The organism is Agrobacterium bohemicum (assembly GCF_001562555.1).
GTDB lineage: Bacteria > Pseudomonadota > Alphaproteobacteria > Rhizobiales > Rhizobiaceae > Agrobacterium > Agrobacterium bohemicum.
Genome location: NZ_KQ961024.1, coordinates 548,914 through 573,963, shown reverse-complemented (window position 1 = coordinate 573,963; position 25,050 = coordinate 548,914). Strand labels below are relative to the sequence as shown.

26 protein-coding genes and 2 tRNA genes are annotated in these 25,050 nt (G+C 56.5%); 9 read left to right on the top strand and 19 right to left on the bottom strand.

All coding sequences use genetic code 11. The features are described from left to right. Positions 1-520, top strand: a 520-nt coding sequence (locus tag ATO67_RS05900) for an LAPAL motif-containing putative phage structural protein (protein ID WP_210176106.1), incomplete at its 5' end; no start/stop codon positions are given. 20 nt (positions 521-540) lie between these two features. On the opposite strand, the gene ATO67_RS05895 is transcribed toward ATO67_RS05900, so the two are convergent. The 5 genes from ATO67_RS05895 to ATO67_RS05880 form a co-directional block, all read right to left on the bottom strand. Next, the gene (locus ATO67_RS05895; RefSeq protein ID WP_067645547.1) at positions 541-1,509 is read right to left on the bottom strand and encodes a hypothetical protein; all 969 of its coding nucleotides are present in this window, start codon (positions 1,507-1,509) and stop codon (positions 541-543) included. A 15-nt stretch (positions 1,510-1,524) separates the two neighbouring features. Beyond that, complete coding sequence (locus tag ATO67_RS05890) at positions 1,525-1,746, bottom strand: hypothetical protein (protein WP_067645545.1); 222 nt, start codon at positions 1,744-1,746, stop codon at positions 1,525-1,527. Between the two features lie 109 nt (positions 1,747-1,855). Beyond that, complete coding sequence (locus ATO67_RS23850) at positions 1,856-2,056, bottom strand: FRG domain-containing protein (protein WP_082760162.1); 201 nt, start codon at positions 2,054-2,056, stop codon at positions 1,856-1,858. A gap of 337 nt (positions 2,057-2,393) precedes the next feature. Beyond that, a tRNA-Arg gene (locus ATO67_RS05885) sits at positions 2,394-2,470 on the bottom strand. Between the two features lie 14 nt (positions 2,471-2,484). Further along, a complete protein-coding gene (locus ATO67_RS05880) occupies positions 2,485-2,790 on the bottom strand; it encodes an ETC complex I subunit (protein WP_067645544.1) in 306 nt (101 codons plus the stop codon). A gap of 242 nt (positions 2,791-3,032) precedes the next feature. On the opposite strand from ATO67_RS05880, the gene ATO67_RS23245 reads away from it, so the two are divergent. Next, positions 3,033-3,179, top strand: a complete 147-nt coding sequence (locus tag ATO67_RS23245; protein ID WP_170063920.1) for a hypothetical protein — start codon at positions 3,033-3,035, stop codon at positions 3,177-3,179. 103 nt (positions 3,180-3,282) lie between these two features. Here the strand turns inward: ATO67_RS23245 and ATO67_RS05875 are convergent. Further along, a tRNA-Pro gene (locus ATO67_RS05875) sits at positions 3,283-3,359 on the bottom strand. Positions 3,360-3,630: 271 nt separating this feature from the next. On the opposite strand from ATO67_RS05875, the gene ATO67_RS05870 reads away from it, so the two are divergent. From ATO67_RS05870 to ATO67_RS05850, 5 genes are all read left to right on the top strand, one after another. Then, complete coding sequence (locus tag ATO67_RS05870; protein ID WP_067645542.1) at positions 3,631-4,929, top strand: efflux RND transporter periplasmic adaptor subunit; 1,299 nt, start codon at positions 3,631-3,633, stop codon at positions 4,927-4,929. Between the two features lie 14 nt (positions 4,930-4,943). Then, the gene (locus ATO67_RS05865) at positions 4,944-5,663 is read left to right on the top strand and encodes an ABC transporter ATP-binding protein (RefSeq protein WP_067645536.1); all 720 of its coding nucleotides are present in this window, start codon (positions 4,944-4,946) and stop codon (positions 5,661-5,663) included. Beyond that, the gene (locus tag ATO67_RS05860; protein WP_067645534.1) at positions 5,653-6,861 is read left to right on the top strand and encodes an ABC transporter permease; all 1,209 of its coding nucleotides are present in this window, start codon (positions 5,653-5,655) and stop codon (positions 6,859-6,861) included. Before ATO67_RS05865 ends, ATO67_RS05860 begins: the two co-directional genes overlap by 11 nt. A gap of 65 nt (positions 6,862-6,926) precedes the next feature. Then, a complete protein-coding gene (greA, locus tag ATO67_RS05855; protein ID WP_067645532.1) occupies positions 6,927-7,409 on the top strand; it encodes a transcription elongation factor GreA in 483 nt (160 codons plus the stop codon). A gap of 81 nt (positions 7,410-7,490) precedes the next feature. Beyond that, positions 7,491-8,408 (top strand): MYG1 family protein, encoded by a 918-nt coding sequence (locus ATO67_RS05850; RefSeq protein WP_067645530.1) that lies wholly within the window; start codon positions 7,491-7,493, stop codon positions 8,406-8,408. Between the two features lie 149 nt (positions 8,409-8,557). Here the strand turns inward: ATO67_RS05850 and sufA are convergent, their stop codons facing one another. From sufA to ATO67_RS05810, 8 genes are all read right to left on the bottom strand, one after another. Continuing rightward, entirely contained in the window at positions 8,558-8,947 is a 390-nt protein-coding gene (gene sufA / locus ATO67_RS05845) for a Fe-S cluster assembly scaffold SufA (RefSeq protein WP_067645527.1), read from the bottom strand. Positions 8,948-9,032: 85 nt separating this feature from the next. Continuing rightward, a complete protein-coding gene (locus ATO67_RS05840) occupies positions 9,033-9,416 on the bottom strand; it encodes an SUF system Fe-S cluster assembly protein (RefSeq protein ID WP_067645525.1) in 384 nt (127 codons plus the stop codon). Positions 9,417-9,428: 12 nt separating this feature from the next. Continuing rightward, complete coding sequence (locus ATO67_RS05835) at positions 9,429-10,679, bottom strand: cysteine desulfurase (protein WP_067645523.1); 1,251 nt, start codon at positions 10,677-10,679, stop codon at positions 9,429-9,431. Then, positions 10,672-11,943, bottom strand: a complete 1,272-nt coding sequence (sufD, locus tag ATO67_RS05830) for a Fe-S cluster assembly protein SufD (protein ID WP_067645521.1) — start codon at positions 11,941-11,943, stop codon at positions 10,672-10,674. Before sufD ends, ATO67_RS05835 begins: the two co-directional genes overlap by 8 nt. 21 nt (positions 11,944-11,964) lie before the next feature. Then, positions 11,965-12,720, bottom strand: coding sequence for a Fe-S cluster assembly ATPase SufC (gene sufC / locus ATO67_RS05825; RefSeq protein WP_067645519.1), 756 nt, complete (start codon positions 12,718-12,720; stop codon positions 11,965-11,967). Positions 12,721-12,734: 14 nt separating this feature from the next. Beyond that, positions 12,735-13,181 carry a hypothetical protein gene (locus tag ATO67_RS05820; protein ID WP_067645517.1) on the bottom strand — a complete coding sequence of 149 codons (447 nt, stop codon included), beginning with the start codon at positions 13,179-13,181 and terminating at the stop codon, positions 12,735-12,737. Continuing rightward, a complete protein-coding gene (gene sufB / locus ATO67_RS05815; protein WP_067645515.1) occupies positions 13,178-14,647 on the bottom strand; it encodes a Fe-S cluster assembly protein SufB in 1,470 nt (489 codons plus the stop codon). The genes ATO67_RS05820 and sufB overlap by 4 nt, the downstream gene beginning before the upstream one ends. 180 nt (positions 14,648-14,827) lie before the next feature. After that, entirely contained in the window at positions 14,828-15,997 is a 1,170-nt protein-coding gene (locus ATO67_RS05810) for a cysteine desulfurase family protein (RefSeq protein ID WP_067645513.1), read from the bottom strand. A 213-nt stretch (positions 15,998-16,210) separates the two neighbouring features. Here ATO67_RS05810 and ATO67_RS05805 point away from each other — a divergent pair, with 213 nt between their 5' ends. Then, positions 16,211-16,888 carry an alpha/beta hydrolase gene (locus ATO67_RS05805; protein ID WP_067645511.1) on the top strand — a complete coding sequence of 226 codons (678 nt, stop codon included), beginning with the start codon at positions 16,211-16,213 and terminating at the stop codon, positions 16,886-16,888. Between the two features lie 328 nt (positions 16,889-17,216). Here the strand turns inward: ATO67_RS05805 and ATO67_RS05800 are convergent, their stop codons facing one another. After that, entirely contained in the window at positions 17,217-18,338 is a 1,122-nt protein-coding gene (locus tag ATO67_RS05800) for an anhydro-N-acetylmuramic acid kinase (protein ID WP_067645508.1), read from the bottom strand. A 148-nt stretch (positions 18,339-18,486) separates the two neighbouring features. On the opposite strand from ATO67_RS05800, the gene tyrS reads away from it, so the two are divergent. Further along, positions 18,487-19,740, top strand: coding sequence for a tyrosine--tRNA ligase (gene tyrS, locus ATO67_RS05795; RefSeq protein WP_067645506.1), 1,254 nt, complete (start codon positions 18,487-18,489; stop codon positions 19,738-19,740). Between the two features lie 77 nt (positions 19,741-19,817). On the opposite strand, the gene ATO67_RS05790 is transcribed toward tyrS, so the two are convergent. The 4 genes from ATO67_RS05790 to ATO67_RS05775 form a co-directional block, all read right to left on the bottom strand. Further along, positions 19,818-20,579, bottom strand: coding sequence for an ABC transporter permease (locus ATO67_RS05790; protein ID WP_067645505.1), 762 nt, complete (start codon positions 20,577-20,579; stop codon positions 19,818-19,820). Further along, positions 20,576-21,502 (bottom strand): ABC transporter ATP-binding protein, encoded by a 927-nt coding sequence (locus ATO67_RS05785; protein ID WP_106404910.1) that lies wholly within the window; start codon positions 21,500-21,502, stop codon positions 20,576-20,578. Before ATO67_RS05785 ends, ATO67_RS05790 begins: the two co-directional genes overlap by 4 nt. A gap of 124 nt (positions 21,503-21,626) precedes the next feature. Continuing rightward, entirely contained in the window at positions 21,627-22,832 is a 1,206-nt protein-coding gene (locus ATO67_RS05780) for an extensin-like domain-containing protein (protein WP_067645501.1), read from the bottom strand. A gap of 337 nt (positions 22,833-23,169) precedes the next feature. Next, the gene (locus ATO67_RS05775) at positions 23,170-24,966 is read right to left on the bottom strand and encodes a methyl-accepting chemotaxis protein (RefSeq protein WP_067645499.1); all 1,797 of its coding nucleotides are present in this window, start codon (positions 24,964-24,966) and stop codon (positions 23,170-23,172) included. Between the last annotated feature and the right edge of the window lie 84 nt (positions 24,967-25,050).

Genomic DNA, 25,050 nt, shown 5'->3' with positions numbered 1-25,050 from the left:
AAACTTGTTCGTTGTCTTGCTCATGGTGACTCCACTTTCTCAGAAGTTGGAGCCTCCGGCAAACCCGGCGCGGTTCAGTGTCATTTACGACCCCCTCAAGAAGGAAGGCATCAACGAGTTCAAGGTCCTCGAGGCGAAGCGCGTCGTCGAGGTTGTGAACAAGTCAGAAGCGACGTATTTCGTCGCGCCCGAACCAGACGGCAAGGTTCTCCTAGAGGATGTGCGCAAGGCTGCCTTTTCTATTGTCTCCCTTGCTTTCAAGGAAGACAACAAATGGCGGCTGCACGACGGCAACTCACAGATAAGCGCCATTATCGAGGACAAGGACTTCCTCTATAAGGTAGATCACCAGCAGATTTCGTTCACAAAGGGCGATGTCCTCGTGTGCCAGGTCCGCGTGACACAGACGCAGACGGGAGCCGGCCTGAAGACCGAGTATGCTGTGATCAAGGTCGAGCAACACATCCGTAGCCCGCAGCAGATGGACCTGCTCATTGAGGAGCCTAAGGGCGGCATTTAACCTCGACGATGCAGATGGACCTAATCCCTCTCGGCCCTCTCGGCCTGATGCGCGTGATAGCCGCATAGGCCGGGATAGCTTTCGTTGTAGTCGTTGACGTGGATGGCCTCGCCGCAGACACCGCACTCACCAGGTGCCGAGGCATCACACACGACGCACTGGCCGACGTCGATGAGGTAGGTTTCCTGACCGCACTCGTAACAAGAGGCGATTGGAGGCTCCCCGCCGTCGGTCATCGCTATGTAAGCGAGGCCTGCGGCTTCGGAGGCGAGAGCAGGCTCCATCATCTCGCCGAGGTCGAGGCTGTCCTCTCCGCATGCGCGACACGCGAACTCGATTTCAATCGGTGTCGTGTTGTCGGGGTCCTGCTGTCTAATGAGGCTCGAGCCGCAATTGGTGCAGCTAAGATGCTCGATTGGAAATCCGACTTCAGACTCCGGCCACTGGAGCTTTTCGAAAGTCGCCGCACACTCCTTCTCAATTTCAGCGAAGATGTCCGCGTTGTTCAGCAGGAACGTCCAGCATTCGGTTCGGAATTCTTGTTCCGGATTGGTCTTGAGCTGGTCACGCATGATCGTGTTGATCAAAGGAAGCGCATTGGCGAGCGCTTCCTTCACGACGGCCTCCGGCGTGGTCAGATATAGATGCTCGATCGTGTTGCGATGTTTCGTTAGTTCTTCGAGTTTGGTCCAGTCTAGCGTCAGGCCGAGGAGCTTGTACCGGGCCTTGATATCGAACGCGTCCACGGTTTTGTTCTTGTTCGGCTGCCACTCGATCTTGCCGTCCGCCCGCTTCTTAGGCTCCATCTTGATGTAGATGAGCGAGCCTTCGCCGTCCGGGGAATGTTGCCATAGGACGGTCTTGCAGAGCAAAAGAACGCCTGCGTGAACGTTGCGCACGGCCGAGAGGGCGCGGCGGCCTTCATTCGATTGGAAGTCCTCGACTCCGACCTCGATCGAGTCGATCGCGTTTCTAAGCAACTTGTCCATGCCGTTTTCCTACGTTCATCGATTGAGGACGACTTCTTGACAGGCCAGCATGCGAATCAAAGACTCTTCACTTCCGTAGATCGAGTAGTCGGTGATGTCCATGGTGTGCAGGTCCTGCAGCGGTTTCTCGCGATCCTTGCCGCTCAGGATGTATTTCTTCATCCGATGGTCGTCCGGCATCAATAAAATTGCGTCGTCTTGCGGCGTGAAAAAGAACGTCTCGTTGGCCTGGTTCATGCAGACGGTATAGGTGCGCTGCTGCGGTAATGCCGAGGATGGGTTTCACGTATGAGCCTATGGTCGTGATTATGGGATCGTCAAAGTTCTGGGTACGGTGATGTCCGCCCTATTCCTTGAACGCCCAGATCGCAACGTCAGTGTCACGGTTTGACGTGGAATAGGAAAAGAACGCCGCAACGAAAAATGTGTGGCTCCAGTCGAGCAGTGTCGTGGGGAAGCCGTGGTGTCGCGCGTAGCACAGTAGCATCTGTATGCGGCAGCTCTCCGCCTGCATCGATTTCGACGTAGTCCGGGATAATGTCACCATCGAACTTGTTCGAGGTTAGAGAAATGATCGCTGAAATGGCTTTCGAGAAATAGCGGTAGTAATCCCGCTGAACGCATCTTGATGGTCAACGGAAGCTGTCAATCTCGTTGAATCGAATGACCCAACCTCCATTACTGCAACCCTCGAACAATTTGAGGAAATGTTGACGCTCGGTCCCGCGACGGAGAAATCGAGGTCGATCGGCCCAAAAAAATAAAATGGACAGATCAAACACCGCGAAATGCCCCGATCAGTCAGCAGATGGACAAACCATCCCGGCGAAATCAACGACAATAAAAAACGCTCCCGGAAGTCTTCCGGGAGCGTTTTTACATGGTGGCGACCCCTGTTGGACTCGAACCAACGACAACCTGCTTAGAAGGCAGGTGCTCTATCCAGCTGAGCTAAGGGGCCATGTCCGAATAGAATCAGTGAGTCCAGGGCTGTGTGCGGCTGAACTTGAAATTGTCAGTGTAAGAAACTACTTTGCGAGTGGCTTCCTGCGGTTGAATAACGCGGTAGTCGATGCCTTTGCGCTTCGCGTAGGCTTCGGCCTGCTCCTGCGTTTCAAACAACAATTTGACCTGCTGCTTCATATCTGACGAAGAAGTGTAACCCATGATCGGATCGATCTTGCGGGGAACCTCGGCATCGAACTCCAGCACCCATTGATTGGTCTTGGCCTTGCCAGATTGCATGGCCGTTTTTGCTGGGCGATAAATTTTTGCAGACATCTCAAACTGCTCCGGTCGTACGATCAAGCGGCCTTCCGCTTTTTCTAGCCATCACACATCATAGATTTATAACAGCGCGATAGCAAAACTCAATTGGACTGAACGCCTTATGAAGTCAAGCCGATCATGCCCTGCATGTTACGGAAACCATAAATGCCATCGCTGCTGAAAAGCCATTGTCGCGTCTTGCGCGTTACCCGCGAAGCATATTTTATCGGCCCGCAATGCAAAGGACATCAGACATGAATGAAAACGTCATTAAATTTCGCAAGCCGGAGCCACCGAAGCAGCCGCGCAAACCGAACCCGCAATTGCGCAAGCTCGCCATCATCCTTGGCGTCATCGCATTCTTCATCGCTGCCTGGGGCTATTTTCAATATCTGGCTTAAAGCTAGACGCCGCAAGGCGCAAGCCGATGATATCGGCTTCAACTTATCATATTGTACATTAGGGAAATTGTGGAAGTCATTGTAAAACCATGACTTCAGAAAGTGGTCGGAGTGGAGAGATTCGAACTCCCGACCCTCTGGTCCCAAACCAGATGCGCTACCAGACTGCGCTACACTCCGTCTTTCGATGGTGGGGAGATACACGGTTCACCCCTGCCCTGCAACAGGTAAAATCATCTTTCTTTTGTTTTTTTTCACAAGCCGGTCGTTCCAGGCAAATCCGTTCAAAACATTGCCTCAAGACAAGATTACGAAGTTTTCACTTCACCCTGCGCCAAAGCTATGCGAAGCCGGACGGGACAGACGGACACAATGTCGAAAACCTTAATGGCTTGCAAAAATTATGTTTTTGCCAAAAGCGGCCACGGCATTGTCTTGATAGGTAAAGAGAATGAACTCCGCCGACGACAGCAACAAGACATCGAACCATCCATCAGAGCAACCGGATCTGCGCGACATTCTGGTTTCCGCGAAAACCGGAAAAAAGAAGTCGCGCCGCTTTCTGTATACGACGGTAATGGTGTTGGCGCTGGCGGGTGCTGGTGGCTATTATTATATCGCTGGCGGTTCGCGTGTCGCTTACACCTATACCACGCAGGATGCCAAGAAAGGCGATCTCTCGGTCATTGTCACGTCCACCGGCTCCGTACAACCGACAGATCAGGTGGATATTTCCAGTGAGCTTTCCGGGACCATCCGCAAGGTCAACGTGACCTATAATAGTCCTGTCAAATCAGGGGACGTTCTGGCAGAACTGGATACCAACAAGCTGGAAGCCGATGTCCAGAGCGCCCGCGCTAAACTCGCCTCCGCCAAAGCCAGCGTGCTAAAGGCGCAAGCTGATCTGGGTTCTGCGAAATCATCGATGGAACGGCTGAGATCGCTGGTTCAAAGCCGCGTTTCCAGCCAGCAGGACCTCGAAGTGGCGCAATTCAATTATGACGCCGCTGGCGCGACGCTCCAGGTCAACAGCGCCTCGGTCCTGTCATCTGAAGCAGATCTGCGGCTGGCCGAACTCAACCTCGGCAAGGCAAGGATAATCTCGCCCATCGATGGCGTGGTTCTGACGCGCGATGTCGATCCCGGTGCAACTGTCGCGTCTTCGCTGAATGCACCCGTGCTGTTCACCATCGCGGGTGATTTGCGCCACATGGAGCTTCAGGTGGCGATCGATGAAGCTGATGTCGGCAAGGTCGAGAAAGGGCAAACGGCAACATTCAATGTGGACGCCTACCCGGAACGAAGCTTTCCGGCGGCCATCGAAACGGTGCGATTTGCATCTGAAACGGTTTCCAACGTGGTCACTTACAAGGGCATATTGACGGTGGATAACGCGGAATTGCTGCTGCGGCCCGGCATGACGGCAACCGCAAACATCGTCGTGGAGCGGGTGAAAGACGCCATTCTTGTTCCAAACGCTGCCCTTCGATACACGCCTCCGCGTGAATCGGCATCACGTGGTGGCGGTTTGATGGGGCTGTTTCGCCCTCCCCGCATGGGTCGCCAGCGGGGCGGCAGTGGCGGTGAGCAGGAACCGACGAAGCGCAGCGTCTGGGTGTTGCGCAACAACGCACCCGTGGCCGTGCAGGTCGAAACGGGCGCGACCGATGGCCAGTTTACGGCGATCAAATCCGGTGAGATCAAGCCCGACGATCAGATCATAACCGACGCCACCCAACGCAGCAGTTGAGGCGGGAAAAGCGCATGAAAGGTCAACCACTCATCGAATTTCGAAACGTCGTCAAACAATATGGCGTCGGCGAAGCAACGATTCGGGCGCTCGATCGCGTCAGCCTGTCGATCCGAGAAGGCGAGTTCGTCGCGATCATGGGGCCATCAGGTTCCGGCAAGTCGACATCAATGAACATTATCGGTTGCCTGGATACGCCGACATCCGGAGAATATCTGTTCCAGGGCGTGCCAACGAGTGGCTTTGGAAGCGAGCAACTGACGCTTTTGCGCAGACACATGCTGGGTTTCGTGTTTCAGGGCTTCAACCTCTTGCCGCGGACCTCGGCTGTGGAGAATGTAGAGCTGCCCTTGATCTATCGTGGAATGAAGACAGCGGAGCGACGCCCCCGCGCCATGGAGGCGCTGGCGCAAGTCGGCTTGGCCGGACGTGAGCACCACACCACGCAGGAACTGTCCGGCGGCCAGCAACAGCGCGTGGCCATTGCCCGCGCCATCGTCACCCGCCCGGCCCTGCTTCTGGCAGATGAACCGACCGGTAATCTCGATACAAAGACCAGCACAGAGATCATGGAGTTGATCACCTCGCTCAACCGCGACAAGGGCATCACTGTCGTGATGGTCACCCATGAAGAAGACATCGCCGCCTATGGAAACCGGCTTCTGCGTTTCGTGGATGGACATCTCGAATCGGATAGCGCGGTGATGCAACAGGAGGCGGCAGATGTTTCTTGAAACCGCGCGCCTCGCACTGCGTGCTATCAGCCGCAACATATTGCGCTCTTTTCTGACTGTACTCGGCGTCGTCATCGGCGTTGCCGCGGTCATCGCCATGGTGACGATCGGCAACGGCACGACGGCGCAGGTCAAATCAGAACTGTCGCGCCTCGGCACCAACATGCTGTTCGTGCGCCCCGGCCAGTTCGGCCCCGGTCGGGCCAGCACGGAGGCAAAGCGGTTCAACGACCATGATGTGCAGGCCATGCGCGACCAGCTTGGCGGCATCCGCGCCGTGGCCCCGGTCAACAGAAGCTCGGCGGCTACCGTTATCTATGGCGGCAAGAACCACTCCACCAGCGTCGTTGGCACCACCAATGACTATCTGATCACGCAGGACTGGACACTGTCACAGGGCCGCACGTTTCTGCCCGCAGAAGATCGCGGCGGCCAGATCGGCTGTATCATCGGCGAAACGGTGCGCCAGGAATTGTTTGGCGCAGCAAATCCGGTTGGTCAGACCATCCGCGTCAGCAATATTTCCTGCCCGGTCATCGCGGTTCTTGCCCGCAAAGGCCAATCCGGTCTTGGCGACGATCAGGACGATACCATCATCATGCCGTTGAAAATTCACCAGCGGCGCATCGGCGGCACCACGACCATTTCCAGCATCATGGTGTCGGCGCAGGACGGCGTTTCAACGGCAAAGGTTCAGTCGGATATAGAGAACCTGCTACGCGAGCGGCGGCGGATCGCTCTCGGCCGGGACGATGATTTCAGCGTCAACGACATGGCGCAGATCGCCTCCGCCATGACTGGCACAACGACGCTATTGACGGGCCTGCTGGGGGCTGTCGCTGCCGTCAGCCTGCTCGTCGGCGGTATCGGCATCATGAACATCATGCTGGTATCGGTTACAGAGCGCACACGCGAAATCGGCATTCGCCTGGCTATCGGCGCGCTGGAAAAGCAGGTGCTGACGCAGTTTCTGGTGGAAGCAGTCATGCTCTCTGCCTTCGGGGGTGTGGCGGGCATATTGTTCGGTCTTGGGCTTGCCTACAGCGTCGTGACTTTTCTCGGCGTGCCCTTCGTCACCAGCCCCGCGATCATCGCGTTGGCGTTCGCATTTTCAGCCGCGATCGGCGTCATCTTCGGCTATTTTCCGGCAAGAAGGGCAGCAAGTCTCAGCCCTATCGAGGCGTTGAGGCACGAATGACACTGACCGTTGTCATTGCTCCATCCCCTCTCCATATAAGAAAGGTATGAAAGAGGAGCTTTGAAGTGAGCGTCGCGTTTGTCAAAGAAGAGAGTGCCGAAACCGCAGCCGAAACACAGTTGCCGGATCGCCCGGTTTCGCAGCATCCCAACCTCGTCACCGAAGCCGGGCTAAAGGCGCTGGCGGCGCAGGTTGATGAAGCCCGCAAGGCCTTCGATGAGGCAAATGCAATCGAAGACATTAACGAGCGCAGACGCCTGGCCGCACCGCACATGCGCGACCTCCGCTATTTCTCCGAACGCCTGCATACGGCCCAGCCAATGCCAGCGCCAGAAAGCAACGATATCGTCGCCTTTGGCAGCACTGTTACGTTCGACAGGGATGACGGGCGCGTACAAACATTTCGTATCGTTGGAGAAGACGAGGCGGACCCGAAGGCGGGCTCGATGTCTCATGTATCACCCGTCGCCCGCGCCCTTTTGGGCAAGGCCGTGGGAGACCTCGTGCAAGTTGGCGACCAGGAGCTGGAAATCACCGCAATCGCCTGATTGCCGGGTTGCGGGGCTGGTCGACACGCTATATCTGATCGGTAAAACAAGCTTTTTCCGAACAATAAGGCCGGCCCTCCCATGTCAGTGGATTTTCTCGTCACCCATTCCGGTGGCTTCCATGCCGATGAACTGCTGTCCAGCGTCATCCTCACCCGGCTTTTCCCGCAGGCGAAGATCGTTCGCAGCCGCGCCCCGGACTGCATCACGCCTAGCGCGGATCGCATCATTTACGATGTCGGCGGTGCCTACGACGCCGAGACGCACATTTTCGATCATCACCAGCGCGGCGCACCGCTTCGCGAAGATGGCCAGCCTTACAGCTCGTTCGGTTTGATCTGGAAACATTACGGCCATCAGTATCTGACTGCCTATGGTGTGCCGGAAGCCCATATCGAAGCCATCCATACCTCGTTCGACTCGGGCTTCGTGCTGCCCATCGACCTCATGGACAATGGCGCACTCAGCCCGGCGACGGCAGGTTTGCTCGCAGGGCTGACGTTGCCGGCGCTTCTCGAAACATTGAAGCCCGTCTTCGATAATAACGATCCAGAGGCGGATGATCTGGCGTTTCATGCTGCTCTTGCCATCGCGCGCAGCTTCGTTGAGGCCAGTATCGGTAAGAAGGCCGCAAAATTGCGAGCCGAATCACTGGTACTGGACGCCATCGAAAAAACTGGCGAAGGCCGCGTTCTGGAATTGCCGCTCGGCATGCCCTTCCGCCCTGCAGTGGTCAAAGCAGGAGCGGACCACCTGCTCTTCGTAGTCCACCCGCGTGACAAGGACTGGTGCCTGACCGGCATTCGCCGCGCCGATGATGGCTTCGAGCTGCGCGCCGACCTGCCCGCCGCATGGGCGGGACTGACGAATGGTGATCTGGAGACGGCGTCGGGTGTCGATGGCGCAACCTTCTGTCACAATGGGCGATTTATTGCTGCGGCGAAGACGCGGGAAGCGGCGTTGGCTATGGCGGAGATTGCTGTGCGGGAAGCGGTTTAAGCAAAGCGATAAAGACGCGGACTACACCGACCGTCATCCTCGGCTTGTCCCAAGGATCTACCCACGTTGCGAAGAATGAGACGTAGGATGCTCGGGACAAGCCCGAGCATAACCAAGTGAGAGGCCGTGGCCTCCACCTGTGAAGTTTCCTAGACGCTGAGCGCCTCCTGGCGCTGTTTCGCAAGGACCGCCAAATCCGCAGGCTTCAGCTCAACCGACTCACCGCAGCCACAAGCAGATGTCTGGTTCGGGTTGGTGAACGTAAATCCGGAGCGCATTTTCGTGATTTCGAAATCCATCTGGGTGCCGAGTAGATACAGCACGGCCGATGGCTCGATCCAGACTTTGGCGTCCTGAAATTCGATCAGGTCATCCTTGGCGGATGGTTCGGTCACAAGGTCTATGGTGTATTCCATCCCTGCGCAGCCGCCCTTCTTGATACCAACGCGAAGGCCCCTGGCGTCCGGTCCAGAATTTTCGACGATTGCTTTGACACGGGAGGCGGCAGCCTCGGTCATGGTCATAACTGCAAAGCCCATGGGCCCATTCTCCTTCAACAAACGGGTTCAAGGCCCGATGCTTTCATGGATTGAATCTAGTCTCATCATCAGCCGGTATCAAGGCTCAATACCAACCGACGGCGACCTGCGCTTCTTCCGACATGCGATCCGGCGTCCATGGCGGATCGAACGTCATTTCGACGGTCACACCCAATACGCCTTCGACGGCACCGACTGCATTTTCCACCCAGCCCGGCATTTCACCGGCAACCGGGCAACCAGGTGCGGTCAACGTCATCATGATCTTGACCATGCGGTCGTCTTCGACGTCGATCTTGTAGATCAGTCCGAGTTCAAAGATATCAGCCGGAATTTCCGGGTCGTAGACGGTTTTCAGCGCGGCTATCACGTCGTCGCTGATACGTGCCAGTTCATCCGGCGCGATATTTGAAACCTTTGCCGGAACGTCTGCTGCGGCTGGTGTCTGCTCGGTGATGTCAGTCGTCATGGTCCTGATCCTTCAGGCGAAAAATGTGCGGGCGTAATCCAGCGCTTCAGCCAGAGCGTCCACTTCCGCGCGCGTATTGTAAAGGCCGAACGATGCACGGCATGTGGAGGTGACGCCGAAGCGTTTCAAGAGCGGCATGGCGCAATGGGTGCCAGCGCGCACGGCAACGCCGCGCCTGTCGATGACCATCGAGACGTCGTGGGCGTGAATGCCCTCAAGCTCGAACGAGAAAATCCCGCCTTTATCAGGCGCATTTCCGATAATACGAAGCGAGTTGATCTCGCGCAGCCGTTCCGCCGCATAGGCAGCCAGATCAGCCTCATGCGCCGCAATGGCTGCACGGCCGATACCGTCCATATAATCCAGCGCGTAACCGAGACCGATGGCCTGCACGATGGGCGGTGTACCCGCCTCGAAACGATGCGGCGGCTCGTTATAGGTGATCGCGTCTTCGGACACGTCGAGAATCATCTCGCCGCCGCCCTGAAACGGACGCATCTCTTTCAAGCGATCGGCTTTGCCATAGAGCACGCCGATGCCGGAGGGACCGTAGAGCTTGTGGCCGGTCATGACATACCAGTCGCAGTCGATATCGCGCACGTCGACCGGCATATGAACCGCGGCCTGACTGCCATCCACCAGCACAGGAATACCGCGCTCATGCGCAATGCGGCAGATTTCCTTGACGGGAACGACAGTTCCCAAGGCGTTCGACATATGGGTAATGGCGACGAGCTTGGTCTTTTCGGTCAGGCTCTTTTCGAAGTCTTCGATGTGAAAGGCACCATCATCATCCACCGGCACCCAGACGAGCTTGGCACCCTGCCGTTCGCGAATGAAATGCCACGGAACGATGTTGGAGTGATGCTCCATGATAGACAGAACGATCTCATCGCCCTCGCCGATCTTGGGCATTCCATAACCATAAGCGACAGTATTGATCGCCTCGGTCGAGGATTTGGTAAAAACGATCTCGTCCACCGAACCGGCATTCAGGAAGCGACGCACCTTCTCGCGCGATGCCTCATAAGCATCGGTTGCGGCATTTGAGAGAAAATGCAGGCCGCGATGCACGTTCGCATATTCATTGGCATAAGCGTTCGAGATGGCATCAATCACCACCTGCGGCTTTTGTGCGGACGCGCCGTTGTCCAGATAGACCAGCGGCTTGCCATAGACCTCGCGCGAAAGGATCGGAAAATCCTTCCGCACGGCTTCGACGTCATAAGGGGCGGCCACTTCGGCGCGTTCGCGATCAGGCATGATGTTCCAGCCAGCTGGCGATGATATCTTCTAGCGCTTCTACCAGTTGTTCGTCTTCCAGCTCTTCGATGATCTCATCGACGAAGGCATTGACCAGCATGGCCCGTGCCTTTGCCCGTGGCACGCCACGCGCCATCAGGTAATAGAGGTGGTTGTCGCTGATATCGGCAACTGTCGCACCATGTCCGCACTGAACGTCATCCGCGAAGATTTCCAACTCAGGCTTGGCCGAAAACTCGCCATCGTCAGACATCAGCAGCGTGTTGCAGGCCATCTTGGCATCGGTCTTCTGGGCATCGGGCGCAACCCGGATCATGCCCTGGAAAATGCCCTTGGCGCGGTCGAACACCACGTTGCGGAACACTTCCGTCGAAGTCGTGTTCGGCACGTTGTGGCCGAGAACCATCGTCACATCAGTATGCGTTTCGCCACCCAGCAGGTTGACGCCACGGATAGAGAGGTCGGAGCCCTCGCCGTTCACATCGACGCGAAGTTCCTGACGCACCAGCTTGCCGCCGGCATTGATGACGAACAGACGCAGCTTGGCATCCGCACCCATGACGATACGCAACTGACCGAGATGCGTATCTGCTGCACCCTGTTGCTGGAGAATGACGTAGGTCGCTTCCGCGCCGTCTTGAACCTTGATCTCGCTGACCGAAGACACAAAGGCCGCCTCATCGGTCACCGACAGGTGACGCTCGATGATGGTTGCTTTGGAGCCCTTGCCGAAGGTTACAGGGAAACGGCTGTGAACCTGCCCTGCCCCATGAATGGCTTGAAGCTCCAGCGGATTGACGAAGACAGAATCATCGGGAACGACGACGGACAGGCCGTCACGCACGAAGCTGCCATTGATGCGGCCGATCGCATCATCCTTGCTGGCAGCAACGAGAGCGGCAGCGGCTGTACCATCGGTGAGGCTCTCAGCATAGCTTTCGATCTTGAAGCCTTCGATCTCGGAATCGACTGCCTTGCCGTGCATCACGTAAGCAATCAGCGCGCCGGCAACGAGCGCCGCGCGCTTTTCGATCATGGGTGCAGGCGCATCTTCGGGCAAGCCGCGCAGCAGTGTCTTCAGATCGGTATAGTGCCAAGCCTCGACGCGACGCGTCGGCAGGCCGCCAGTCTTCAGGTCATCGAACAGCACATCGCGTGCCGCAACGACGTTACCGTCGCCCGGCAAAGCGCTGAACTTGGCAGTGAAAGCCTCAGCCAGCGCTAGTTCCGCTGGCGTCTGCCGGTTGGTTGTTTGCATGTTCATAACATCACCTTTCCCAGCCAATCAGGCTGCTTCACCGATGATGTCGGCGTAACCGTTGGATTCCAGATCGAGCGCGAGGCTCTTGTCGCCGGAACGAATGATCTTGCCCTTGTAGAGAACGTGAACGCTATCCGGCACGATGTAATCAAGCAGGCGCTGATAGTGGGTGATGACGATGGTCGCACGGTCCGGGGACTTCAGGGCGTTGACGCCATCAGCCACGATCTTCAGCGCGTCGATATCGAGACCAGAGTCGGTCTCGTCAAGCACGCAAAGCTTTGGCTCCAGCAACGCCATCTGCAGAATTTCTGCGCGCTTCTTTTCACCACCGGAAAAACCGACGTTCAGCGGACGCTTCAGCATGTCCATGTCGATCTTCAGATCGCCAGCGGCTTCCTTCACGCGTCTGATGAAGTCAGGCGTCGTCAGCTCAGCTTCGCCGCGCGCCTTGCGCTGCTCGTTCATAGCAACCTTGAGAAACTGCATCGTGGCAACGCCGGGAATTTCGACCGGGTACTGGAAGGCAAGAAAGATGCCCTTGGCAGCGCGTTCGGCAGCGTCCAGTTCCAGAATGCTTTCGCCGTTATAGAGAATGTCACCGGAGGTGACTTCGTAGTCTTCACGGCCCGACAGAATATAGGACAGCGTGGACTTGCCAGAGCCATTCGGCCCCATGATAGCCGCCACTTCCCCAGCCGCAACCTTCAGGTTCAAGCCCTTGATGATCTCAGTTTCGGTATCGGCGATCTTTGCGTGCAGGTCGATGATTTCAAGCATGTTGTTTTCCTTTCTCACGCAAACCCGTTGGGTAAGCGGTTAGGTTCCTGAACATGAAGTTCAAATCCCACGATAGGAACCAGAGTATCTTTTTGATTTAGGGCATAAGGTGCGCCGCGTATTAAGGAGGCCCACATCTTTTTAGCTAAAGGCAACAGTTCCGAGTTGTGAGAAGCACGAAATGTGTGTGTCCATACAATCCATCCCACTGCCATTGTTTCAAGCCCGCAAGCTTGGAGTCTCTGTGTTTCTAAAACGCCATGTCCAATCAAATCTGGGCGAGCCAAAATGAGATTTTGCGGATCATAAAAATCGCCAAAAACGAAATTCGTATTTGCCGTATGCTCTACGGTAGCAACAGCTAATCCCAAATCTTCGGCGTGTGACTGCTCCAGACGACCAATGAAGTCCTGAATTTGGTCAGCACCTGACGGGCGTTTTTTGAAGAGACGAAAGATCACCCCACAGAACCTTCCAACGAAATCCCGATCAGCTTCTGCGCTTCAACCGCAAACTCCATCGGCAACTGCTGGATAACGTCCTTCACGAAGCCGTTGACGATCAGCGCGATGGCTGACTCCTCTGGAATGCCGCGCTGCAGGCAGTAGAACAGCTGGTCCTCGGAAATCTTGGACGTGGTCGCTTCATGCTCGAACTGGCAGGACGAGTTTTTCGCTTCGATATAAGGCACGGTGTGTGCGCCGCACTTGTCGCCGATAAGCAGTGAATCGCACTGCGTAAAGTTGCGCGTATTCGTCGCCTTGCGGTGGGCCGAGACCTGGCCGCGATAGACGTTTTCAGAGAAACCGGCAGCGATGCCCTTGGCGATGATGCGGCTCGACGTGTTCTTGCCGAGGTGAATCATCTTGGTGCCAGAGTCGATCTGCTGGTGACCGTTGGACACGGCAATCGAATAGAACTCACCACGGCTGTCATCACCGCGCAGAATGCAGGACGGGTACTTCCAAGTGATGGCAGAGCCGGTTTCAACCTGCGTCCACGAAATCTTCGAACGGTGGCCACGGCAATCGCCGCGCTTGGTCACGAAGTTGTAGATGCCGCCCTTGCCGTCCTTATCACCAGGATACCAGTTCTGGACGGTGGAATATTTGATTTCGGCATCATCCAAAGCCACAAGCTCGACCACGGCAGCATGAAGCTGGTTCTCGTCGCGCTGCGGTGCCGTGCAGCCTTCGAGATAGGACACGTAAGCGCCCTCTTCCGCGATGATCAGCGTGCGCTCGAACTGGCCGGTGTTCTTCTCGTTGATACGGAAATAGGTGGACAGCTCCATCGGGCAACGAACGCCCTTCGGCACGAACACGAAGGAACCATCGGTGAAGACAGCCGAGTTCAGCGTCGCGTAATAATTGTCCGTCGTCGGAACGACCGAGCCGATATATTTCTTGATGAGGTCAGGATATTCGCGAATGGCTTCCGAAATCGACATGAAAATCACGCCAGCCTTCATCAGCTCTTTCTTGAACGTGGTCACGACCGACACGCTGTCGAACACGGCATCCACGGCCACGCGACGGTTTTCGACGCCGGCCAGAATTTCCTGCTCCATCAGCGGAATGCCGAGCTTCGCGTAAACCTTCAACAGCTCGGGATCGACATCCTCAAGCGACTTGGGGCCAGGCGTGCTCTTTGGTGCCGCGTAATAATAGAGATCGTTGAAATCGATCTTCGGATAATTGACGCGCGCCCAGGTTGGCTCTTCCATCGTCAGCCAGCGCTGGTACGCCTCAAGACGCCAAGCAAGCATCCATTCCGGCTCTTCCTTCTTGGCGGAAATGAAACGGATCACCTCTTCGGACAGGCCTTTCGGCGCCTTGTCCACTTCGATCTCGGTTTCAAAACCGTATTTATACTGGTCCACATCGATCTGGCGGACCTGATCGATCGTTTCCTGAACCGCTGCCATAGTCGTTCTCCAATCTCGCCGGATCCAAGGTCCGGTGGCTTGTCAACGTATCAAGACGGAAGACCCGCCTTCATTCGTGTCCAGCATAACTTGTATCGTTATGCCTTATTTAGGGACCGGATGGCGCTTTTCACACTCTCCGGCAAGCGGAAATTTGACTTTCCGCAATTGTTTTTGACATTACGCCGCCTGCACGGCCAGCTTTCGCCGCCCGGCTATTTTTGCAAACGCCGCGATGGCCTTGTCGATATCAGCTTCATTTGTCGCCGCACCCAGCGAAATGCGCAAGGCACCCAGCTTGGGATCATGCCCCATGGCCGTCAGCACATGGCTTTCGCCCACCTTGCCGGAGGAGCAGGCAGCACCCGCGGAAAGCGCGATGCCTTCAATATCGAAGGCAATCTGCCCCGTCTCGGATTTCAGGCCCGGCAGGGTGAAAAACGTGGTGTTGCAGACCCGCGCCGCATCGGCACCGTGAATGATAACATCCGGTGCCATGGCGCGCATCGCGTTTTCCAAAGTGTCACGCAATACGCTCAGACGCTGCGCTTCCGCATCGCGGTTTTTCAAAGCTTCAACGGCAGCCGTTCCGAACCCGATAATGGCAGATGTATTCTCCGTACCGGATCGATGACCCTTTTCCTGGCCACCGCCATGGATCAAAGGCTTCGGCATCATCACCTCGCCACGGGAGATCAATGCACCCATGCCTTTGGGGCCACCGATCTTGTGGGAGGAGACAATCAGAAAATCCGCGCCAAGCGTCTCGATATCGACAGCAATACGGCCGACCGCCTGAACGGCATCTACGACCAGCAATCCGCCAGCGGCATGAACCAGACGCGCCGCTTCCGCCACCGGCTGGACAATGCCAGTCTCATTATTAACCAGCATCAGCGCGACCATCGGCAGACCTTTGGCGGCATCATGCGAGGCCAGAGCAGCCTCAAGCGCCGCAAGATCAAGCATACCGGCAGCTGTAACCGCGATTTCGCTGACATCGGCCTTATCAAACCGCCCGCCTTCACGAATGGCCGGATGCTCGATGGCCGAAACATAGAGATGACTGACAGAAAGTGCTGAACGTCCCATCTTGAACGAAGGCGACAGAACCAGATTGGCAGCTTCCGTCGCACCACTGGTGAAAACGACATGCGATGCCTGCGCACCCACCAGAGCGGCCACATCACGGCGCGCCGCTTCAACAGCAGCACGAATGGCGCGACCTTCCTTGTGGACGGAAGACGGGTTACCGGACAGATCGAGAGCCAAGACAAACGCATCCCGGACGGCGGGCAGCAAGGGTGCCGTCGCGTTCCAGTCCAGATATGTGCGCGTTATCGTGCTCATGGGGAAACTGTCTGTCTAACCTATGATTGATGCGCCAAAGCGCATTTTCCTTGAAATTTCCGTCGTGCTTGCCTTATGACACGTCCAACAGTGCAGACAGCACACGAAGTTTCGAATAATTCTAAACTGGGTTTTAGAAAAGCTGACCATCCGCGTCAAGTCTTCTTGCGCATGGAAAAGGTTCAGAAACACAAAAACACGACCGGAGTACATATGCCCGAAGTCATTTTCAACGGCCCTGCGGGTCGCCTCGAAGGCCGCTACCAGCCATCCAAGGAAAAAAGCGCCCCGATCGCCATCATCCTGCACCCGCACCCGCAGTTCGGCGGCACGATGAACAACCAGATCGTATACCAGTTGTTCTATCTGTTCCAGAAGCGCGGCTTCACCACATTGCGCTTCAACTTCCGCTCCATCGGCCGCAGTCAGGGCGAGTTCGACCATGGCGCTGGCGAATTGTCGGATGCCGCATCGGCACTGGACTGGGTACAGAGCCTGCACCCCGATTCGAAAAGCTGTTGGGTCGCCGGTTACTCCTTCGGTTCGTGGATTGGCATGCAGCTTCTGATGCGCCGCCCGGAAATCGAAGGCTTCATGTCCATCGCACCGCAGCCCAACACCTACGACTTCTCGTTCCTGGCACCTTGCCCATCTTCCGGCCTCATCATCAATGGTGATGCGGACAAGGTCGCGCCTGAGAAGGACGTGAACGTTCTTGTTGAAAAACTCAAGACACAAAAGGGTATCTTGATCACCCACCGCACCCTGCCGGGCGCAAACCACTTCTTCAGTGGTCAGGTGGATACGCTGATGAGCGAATGCGAGGATTATCTGGATCGCCGTTTGAATGGTGAGTTGGTACCGGAGCCTGCCGCGAAGCGGATTCGGTGACATCGGACGTCGTCACCCCGGCCTTGAGCCTGGGTTCAGTGCGATCAATTTCTTGATCGTAGAAAATTCTTTTACGGCGCGTTGCCACCCTTTATCGGCGGCGGGTGGGGCTCACCCCCCTCTGCCCTGCCGGGCATCTCCCCCTCAGGTGGGGAGATCGACTCTTGGCAACCTTTTGCACATCTCGAGCGCTTTGGAAGAGGTTGGCGCTGAACATGCGACTTGAACGGTGAGCATGCCCCCAGCCAATCTCCCCACCTGAGGGGGAGATGCCCGGCAGGGCAGAGGGGGGTAAGCCACACCCGCCGTCACACAACATGACCGCAATTCACGCCCTCGCCAACACCCCACCCGTCACCGGCTCATTCACCCCAGTCGTGCCGGGATAGGTCAGCGGCAAGCCTCTGAGCGACCGCACGGCCAGATAGGCCCAGGCCTCCGCCTCCATCGCTCCGCCATCAAAACCCGCAGCCTCCGCCGCGATCACCTTTGCGCCAAGCTTCGCTGCCTGCTCAGAAAATTCGGCCATGATGACAGGGTTAAGCCGACCACCGCCACAGACAACGTATGTCTTTGCCACTTCCGGCAGATAGCTCGCGGATTTGAGGATTGCAGCGCCCGTCAAATGCGCCAGCGTCCGCGCGCCATCCTCCAGCGAGACCTCACCCTTTGCAGGCGGCAGGAAATCGGAGCGATCCAGCGAGCGGCGGATGTTGGCGGAAAAGAATGGACTTTCCATATAACGCGACACCAGTGACGGAACGACTATACCGCGTGCAGCCGTAACCCCACCCTTGTCGTAAGCCTTGCCGGTATGCGCCTCGATCCATTGGTCGATCAGCATATTGCCGGGGCCGCTGTCAAAGGCTGCCAGCGCGCCGCTTTCACCGATATAGGTGAGGTTCGAAATGCCGCCAATATTGACGAAAACCGCAGGCGTTTCGAACTGCTTTGGCAGATTGGCGGCAAGTGCTGCGTGATAGATCGGGATCAACGGTGCGCCCTGCCCGCCATGCACCATGTCATTGGCGCGCATGTCGTAGACCACGTTGATGCCGGTTTCCGCAGCCAGAAGAGGACCATCACCAATCTGCACGGTCAGCGCATCATCCGGGCGATGCAGCACTGTCTGTCCGTGAAAGCCGATGACGTCGACCTCATGCGCACTCAACCCGTGACGGTGGAGAAAGGATTTAACCGCCGCTGCATGCGCCACCGTCAGCTTGCGCTCGGCGTCACCGAGATCATCGGGTCGCTCGTTGCGCTGGCGGATGGCCTTGGCGGTAACAAGCGCCTTTTGCCACGTCGCGCGCAGTTGCGGATCATAGGGAAAATAACCACTCGGGCCGTGACGGACGATGCTTTCGCCGTCCGTTCGCAGAAGTGCTATGTCGATGCCGTCCATGGACGTTCCGCTCATCAGCCCTATCGCCGTTCTGACCTCGCCCATATCATTCTCCTGCCGGATGGAATCATCTCGTTACCGATTGCCGATATTCATGGCGCAAACGGGTGCATTTTTCAAAAAACAATGCTAATGGCGCGGCATTCACTGGCATTTCAGTGATGCAGCAGACCCAGCCAGAAAGAAAAAGGTTATGTCCAGGTTCAAGTCCGATTTCCTCCGCACACTCGATGAGCGCGGCTTCATTCACCAGATCTCCGATGAGGCAGGTCTCGATGAACTCTTCGCCAAGGAAACCGTGACTGCCTATATCGGCTTCGATCCGACCGCGCCCAGCCTTCATGCTGGCGGTCTGATCCAGATCATGATGCTGCACTGGATGCAAAAGACCGGCCACCAGCCGATCTCGCTGATGGGCGGCGGCACCGGCATGGTGGGCGATCCCTCATTCAAGGACGACGCGCGCCAACTGATGACGATCGATACGATCGAAAGCAACATCGCCTCCATCAAGCGCGTCTTCGCCAATTACCTGAATTACGACGCAGCAACTGCGCCTGCCCTGATGATCAACAATGGCGACTGGTTGCGCGACATCAATTACCTTGAATTCCTGCGCGATGTCGGTCGGCACTTCTCGGTCAACCGCATGCTATCGTTTGAAAGCGTGAAGACGCGGCTGGATCGCGAGCAGTCGCTGTCGTTTCTCGAATTCAACTACATGATCCTTCAGGCCTATGACTTCGTGGAACTGAACAAGCGCACCGGCTGCCGGCTGCAAATGGGCGGTTCCGACCAGTGGGGCAACATCATCAACGGTATTGATCTCGGCCACCGTATGGGAACCCCGCAACTCTACGCGCTGACCTCGCCGCTTTTGACCACATCTTCGGGTGCGAAGATGGGCAAGTCGATGAACGGTGCTGTGTGGCTGAACCCGGACATGCTGTCGGCTTACGATTTCTGGCAATACTGGCGCAACACGGAGGATGCGGACGTTTCACGCTTCCTCAAGCTCTACACGACGCTGCCGATGGATGAGATCGCGCGTCTCTCGGCGCTGGGTGGTTCGGAGATAAACGAGGTCAAGAAAATCCTCGCCACCGAAATCACCGCAATGCTGCATGGCCGTGACAACGCCGAACAGGCAGCTGACACGGCGCGCAAAACCTTTGAGGAAGGCGCGCTGGCAGACAACTTGCCGTCCATCGACGTACCGAAGGCAGAGCTGGAAGCAGGCGTCGGCCTGCTGTCGCTGATCGTCCGTGCCGGTCTTGCCGCCTCCAACGGCGAAGCCCGTCGTCACGTTCAGGGTGGCGCCGTACGCATCAACGACCAGAGTATGTCGGATGAGCGTCAGGTCGTTGGTGCTGGAGAAGTCACAGAAGATGGTGTGGTCAAGCTGTCGCTGGGTAAGAAGAAGCACATCCTCGTGCGGCCGGTATAAGGCTTCAATTCACCAAACAAATGCAGAAAAGGCAGCGTTCGCGCTGCCTTTTTATTGCGATTCTTTTTGGTTGAAGATCAGTTTCTCAGCTTGTAACCCGTCTTGAACATCCAGCCGATCACGCCGAGGCAGGCTGCGAGAAAGACGAAAATCATACCTAAGCTGAGCAACGGATTGACGTCCGAAATCTCGTAAAAACTCCAGCGGAAGCCGCTGATGAGATAGAGTACCGGATTGAAGTGGCTGACCGTCTGCCAGAAGGGCGGCAGCATGCTAATGGAATAGAAGCTCCCCCCAAGGAACGTCAGCGGTGGCACGACCAGCATGGGAATGAGGTTGAGCTGCTCGAAATTCCCGGCCCATATTCCGATGATGAAGCCAAAGAGGCTGAAGCTGATCGCCGTCAGCACAAAGAACAGCAGCATCATGAACGGATGGGCAATCGACACATCGACAAAAAACGAGGCCGTGATGAGGATGATCGTGCCGATCAACAGCCCCTTCGTCGCCGCGGCCCCGACATAGCCCGCCAGGATTTCCGTCATCGCTACCGGGGCCGATAGGATTTCGTAGATGGTGCCGGTGAATTTCGGAAAATAGATGCCGAAGGCGCCATTGCTGATGCACTGGGTCAACAATGTCAGCATGATGAGACCCGGCGTGATGAATGCGCCATAGGACACGCCTTCAACTTCCTGAATGCGCGACCCGATGGCCGTACCGAACACGATGAAATAGAGCGACGTTGAGATGACCGGCGACACCACGCTTTGCAACAGGGTGCGACGCGTGCGGGCCATTTCGAACAGGTAGATGGACTTGATTGCTTCGAAATTCATTTTTGACCTCCCACCAGCGCCACGAAAATATCTTCGAGAGAACTCTGGCGTGTCGAAATATCCTTGAAGTGAATCCCGGCAGCAGACAGCGCCGCCAACAGGTCGGCGATACGGCTCTGCTCGCCATTGCCTTCATATTCGTAAGTCAGGCAGCTGCCGTCTTCCGAGAGAGAAAGCTGAAAGCCGGAAAGACTGTCCGGCAAGACCTTCACTGGATCGGTTAATTCAAGAGAAAGTTGCTTGCGGCCAAGCTTCTGCATCAAGGCGGTCTTGTCTTCCACCAAAAGCAGCTCACCGCCGTTGATGACGCCGACACGGTCGGCAATCTCTTCGGCTTCTTCGATGTAATGAGTAGTGAGGATGATGGTGACGCCAGTCGCGCGAAGATCTGCCACCACTTTCCACATATCGCGCCGCAGAGCGACGTCGACGCCAGCCGTCGGCTCATCCAGAAACAGGATTTGCGGCTCATGCGCCAGCGCCTTGGCAATCAACACACGCCGCTTCATGCCGCCCGAGAGCTCACGCAGCATGTTGTCCTTCTTGTCGAAGAGCGACAGGGATTTGAGGATTTTCTCGATGAGCTCCGGATTTTTCTTCTTGCCATGCAGCCCGCGTGAGAAGGCCACTGTGTTCCAGACGGTTTCGAACTGGTCCGTCGTTAATTCCTGCGGCACGAGCCCGATCAGCTCTCGCGTCTTGCGAAAATCACCGACGACATCGTGACCACCCACCAGAACCCTGCCCTCGCCGGGATTGACCAGACCGCAGATGATGGAAATCAGCGTTGTCTTCCCAGCGCCGTTCGGCCCAAGCAGAGCAAGGATTTCGCCTTTATGGATATCAAGCGTGACGCCCTTCAGGGCCTGAAAGCCATTGGCATAAGACTTCGTCAGGTTCTGGATGGAAACGATTGGCGTAATGGGGGAGTTCATAAGGAATCTTTCAACACGATCATGCTGGACAGCATATAGGTTCAAGATTGCTTAAAAACCATCCCCGCAGCAAGATCATTCCACATGCAGGATCGTTATGAGTAGACCAATTTCAGCTACAATGGCGATAACCAGATTTGCGGGTGCGAAGATCGAAATGGAAGTGGTTCCAGTGGTTTGGATCGCTGCCCGGGCCGAGAACGGTCGAGAAATATTTGCAGCTGTCGGTGCGGACCGCTTTCAGAAGACCCTTCTCGCGGAATGCGAAGAAATTCTTAGAACGCACGTCGATTTCCTTGCCGTTCTTCAGCGTGATGGTGCCGATATCGATGGCGTTGCCGCGCGCATGTTCCGACCAAGGATTGCTGGAGCGCGAATTCATCTTGCGGCAGGAATAACCACCCATCGGCGTGATACGCTCGACGCCCGAGAGATAACGGAAGCGCGAAGACGGCACGAGTTCGAATTTCACCCACTTGGCGAAAGCCAGTGTCACCTGGCAATTCAGTTTTACCGCAGGGCGTATCGCTACGCCGCTGGCAAGTCCTGAGAGCTCGATAGGGTAATCGATGCCGCAAGTCGGGCCATCGGCAATGCGGCCAACATCGCGAAACGAAACGCCAAGTCTGCGCAGTTCGGAACGGCACGACACTTCCGATTGCGGCATCATGCCCGGCGGCGAGGACATACGGCGTTCCTGTGTCGGATTATCGGGCATCAACATCGCAACATCCTGAACAGGCTGGCGTCGGCGCTGCCCTTCACCGGGTGGCGGAATGAGGCGGGATTGGCTGGCAGACTGGTGGCGTGGTTCGGGAGATGGCGGCATCTGGCTGTCCATCTCACCCGACATCGTTCGGCTGGATTGGCCTCCGGATACTTCCATATCCTGCTCTTCGGCCAGGCCGCGCACGGGCGCAACGCCCAAACCGTCATCCATATTGACGCCGCCCTCTCCTTCGGCCATCTCGCTCGACGTCTGCGGCACAATACCAGCACCCCCGCCACCTAGCCGCTGCTGCTGGGCATCAAGGGTCGAATATTGCTCGCCCGGACCTGCCTGCAACAGCGGGTCACGAGAGGGTGAATGGTCTGGCATCGGCTGGGCCAGCGGTGCATAATCGCTGACCGGCTCGTTTCGGACACTACCGGCAGGCGATGTACTGTAATTCTGCTGATTGGATGAGCGAATGGAACTGACGCGCGTGGAGCCGTCGACTTCGGCGGGAGGCACCAGCCCCTCCGCCGAGCACGACGCAATCACCGTGGAAATCGTCAGCAACGTCACAAAACGACGCGGAAGGGAAACATACGCCATACCAGAACCTGTACCTTCAGCGGCCACAATCCGCGGCAATCGAAGCAAATTCTAAACAAATTTGGTAAACGAACCCTTGTCGTGGAGGCATTGAAAATGACAGGCAAAGGCTTGCATGTCATAAAACGAACAAGGTGGACATTTCCCAGCGTTTCATGGGAGGACTGACTGTTGATTTTGCGATCAAGGCAGCTTGAATTCGAAAGTCGCTTCCAGCGTCACCTAGCACAACTGCTTTTCCAGCCCTCAAGAACCTTGCTCCCATGGTAGCTTTGCGTCAGCGCAATAAAAAACGGACGCTGCAAGTCAGCGTCCGTTCGTTTGTCAGTCGTGATGATCAGGCTGCGCGGGATAAATCCTGGCCGTGCGAAGAAGGATCAAGCTGGAAGCGGGAAAGCAGCGAGCGAAGCTGGCGGCTTTCTTCTGCCAATGTCTGGCTGGCGGCCGTCGTTTCCTCCACCATGGCCGCGTTCTGCTGGGTCATCTGGTCCATGTGGTTGACGGAGGTATTGATCTCGTGAAGACCGGTTGCCTGCTCGCGCGCCGCCGTCGCAATCGTGTTGACGTGTCCATCTACACGGTTGACCAGAACCATGATTTCATCCAGCGCATCGCCGGTGGAGCGAACGAGTGACACACCGCCACCCACCTGTTCGGCAGAGCTGTTGATGAGGACCTTGATCTCCTTTGCGGCATTGGCGGAACGCTGGGCGAGCTCGCGCACCTCCTGCGCCACAACTGCAAAGCCACGACCGGCCTCGCCGGCTCTGGCTGCTTCTACGCCAGCATTGAGCGCCAGAAGATTGGTCTGAAACGCGATTTCATCGATGACACTGATGATCTGGCCGATCTTCTTGGACGAATCCTCAATGCGGTTCATCGCATCGACGGCGTTGCGAACGATATCGCCCGAGCGGCCAGCGCTGGACTTTGTTTCCGTTACCATCTGTCGCGCTTCATTGGCGCGCTCCGATGCAGTTCGCACAGTCGAGGTAATCTCGTCCAGAGCCGCCGCTGTCTCTTCCAGTGCTGCCGCCTGCTGCTCGGTGCGGCGTGAAAGATTGCCGGTTGCCTGGCTGATGTCGGACGCACTGTCGTTGACGATATGGCTGGTGCGGGAAATCGCGCCGATGACATCATGCAACTCACCAACGGCACCGTTGAAATCGTTGCGCAACTTTTCATATTCAATGCCGATATCACCGACCTGCACGGTCAGATCACCCTTGGCAAGCCGCTCAAGCGCTTGCGCAAGTTCGGCCATGGCGTGTGCCTGATGATCGGACGCAGACCGCAGTGCCTCTTCGTTGTTGCGGCGTGTCTCATCGAAACTGCGCTGCTGTTCGGCTTCACGCAATTGCAACTGGCTGCGTTCATTGACGGAGTCGCGAAGAACGAGCAACGTCTTCGCCATAGCGCCGATTTCGTTGCGACGATCGATGTAGTTGACCTCGGCATTGCCGTCGCCTTCGGCAATGCGGCTCATGCTGTGTTTCAGCGACTCGATCGGCCGTGTCACACCCCCGACCACGAAGGCGGCTGCGGCAAGCACGACGATGGCGCTGGCGGCACAGAGACCGGCAATCCAGAGCGCTTCTTGCCAGAATGCGGCCTTCAGATCGTCCACGTAAACGCCGGTCCCGACAATCCAGCCCCAAGGCGCAAACCCGGCAACATAGGAAAACTTCTCGACAGGGTCCGGGGAGCCAGGTTTCGGCCAGTAATAATCGACAAAGCCTTTGCCGCCACTCTTGACGGTGTTGACAAACTCCATGAAGAGAAACTTGCCGTTCGGATCCTTATTGCCTGACAGGTCCGTACCGTTCAGTTCAGGCTTGATGGGATGCATCACCATCTTCGGACCCATATCGTTGATCCAGAAATAGCCGCTGCCATTGTCATAACGCATGGAGGCAATGATGGCCTTGGCCTGCTGCTGAGCAACGTCACGCGTCAACGCCCCGCTTTTTTCCATGCCATGGTATAGTTCAAGAATACCGACGCCAGTTTGCGCCATGGATTCCAGCCCTGCTTTTCTCTCTCGTTCCACTCCGTTGTAACTACCGTACAAACTGAATGTAAGAGCCGCGACCATCATCATAAAAAACAGCGCAACGAGTGCGTAAAGACGCATCGAAATTTTCATATGCTTCAAGTTGTTTACCCCCCAATCGTCAAAACATAACGAAGAGATAACGCATAAATATTGATTATGGAT

What these genes read in the sequence shown, in the direction of transcription:
- ATO67_RS05870 (WP_067645542.1), top strand. Translation starts at nt 3,631, where the DNA reads ATGAACTCCGCCGACGACAGCAACAAGACATCGAACCATCCATCAGAG.
- sufA (WP_067645527.1), bottom strand. Translation starts at nt 8,947, where the DNA reads ATGGGCTTTGCAGTTATGACCATGACCGAGGCTGCCGCCTCCCGTGTC.
- ATO67_RS05860 (WP_067645534.1), top strand. Translation starts at nt 5,653, where the DNA reads ATGTTTCTTGAAACCGCGCGCCTCGCACTGCGTGCTATCAGCCGCAAC.
- sufD (WP_067645521.1), bottom strand. Translation starts at nt 11,943, where the DNA reads ATGAACATGCAAACAACCAACCGGCAGACGCCAGCGGAACTAGCGCTG.
- ATO67_RS05895 (WP_067645547.1), bottom strand. Translation starts at nt 1,509, where the DNA reads ATGGACAAGTTGCTTAGAAACGCGATCGACTCGATCGAGGTCGGAGTC.
- tyrS (WP_067645506.1), top strand. Translation starts at nt 18,487, where the DNA reads ATGTCCAGGTTCAAGTCCGATTTCCTCCGCACACTCGATGAGCGCGGC.
- ATO67_RS05775 (WP_067645499.1), bottom strand. Translation starts at nt 24,966, where the DNA reads ATGCGTCTTTACGCACTCGTTGCGCTGTTTTTTATGATGATGGTCGCG.
- ATO67_RS05840 (WP_067645525.1), bottom strand. Translation starts at nt 9,416, where the DNA reads ATGACGACTGACATCACCGAGCAGACACCAGCCGCAGCAGACGTTCCG.
- sufC (WP_067645519.1), bottom strand. Translation starts at nt 12,720, where the DNA reads ATGCTTGAAATCATCGACCTGCACGCAAAGATCGCCGATACCGAAACT.
- sufB (WP_067645515.1), bottom strand. Translation starts at nt 14,647, where the DNA reads ATGGCAGCGGTTCAGGAAACGATCGATCAGGTCCGCCAGATCGATGTG.
- ATO67_RS23850 (WP_082760162.1), bottom strand. Translation starts at nt 2,056, where the DNA reads ATGGTGACATTATCCCGGACTACGTCGAAATCGATGCAGGCGGAGAGC.
- ATO67_RS05835 (WP_067645523.1), bottom strand. Translation starts at nt 10,679, where the DNA reads ATGCCTGATCGCGAACGCGCCGAAGTGGCCGCCCCTTATGACGTCGAA.
- ATO67_RS05805 (WP_067645511.1), top strand. Translation starts at nt 16,211, where the DNA reads ATGCCCGAAGTCATTTTCAACGGCCCTGCGGGTCGCCTCGAAGGCCGC.
- ATO67_RS23245 (WP_170063920.1), top strand. Translation starts at nt 3,033, where the DNA reads ATGAATGAAAACGTCATTAAATTTCGCAAGCCGGAGCCACCGAAGCAG.
- ATO67_RS05865 (WP_067645536.1), top strand. Translation starts at nt 4,944, where the DNA reads ATGAAAGGTCAACCACTCATCGAATTTCGAAACGTCGTCAAACAATAT.
- ATO67_RS05790 (WP_067645505.1), bottom strand. Translation starts at nt 20,579, where the DNA reads ATGAATTTCGAAGCAATCAAGTCCATCTACCTGTTCGAAATGGCCCGC.
- ATO67_RS05810 (WP_067645513.1), bottom strand. Translation starts at nt 15,997, where the DNA reads ATGAGCACGATAACGCGCACATATCTGGACTGGAACGCGACGGCACCC.
- ATO67_RS05850 (WP_067645530.1), top strand. Translation starts at nt 7,491, where the DNA reads ATGTCAGTGGATTTTCTCGTCACCCATTCCGGTGGCTTCCATGCCGAT.
- ATO67_RS05780 (WP_067645501.1), bottom strand. Translation starts at nt 22,832, where the DNA reads ATGGCGTATGTTTCCCTTCCGCGTCGTTTTGTGACGTTGCTGACGATT.
- ATO67_RS05890 (WP_067645545.1), bottom strand. Translation starts at nt 1,746, where the DNA reads ATGAACCAGGCCAACGAGACGTTCTTTTTCACGCCGCAAGACGACGCA.
- ATO67_RS05800 (WP_067645508.1), bottom strand. Translation starts at nt 18,338, where the DNA reads ATGGGCGAGGTCAGAACGGCGATAGGGCTGATGAGCGGAACGTCCATG.
- ATO67_RS05880 (WP_067645544.1), bottom strand. Translation starts at nt 2,790, where the DNA reads ATGTCTGCAAAAATTTATCGCCCAGCAAAAACGGCCATGCAATCTGGC.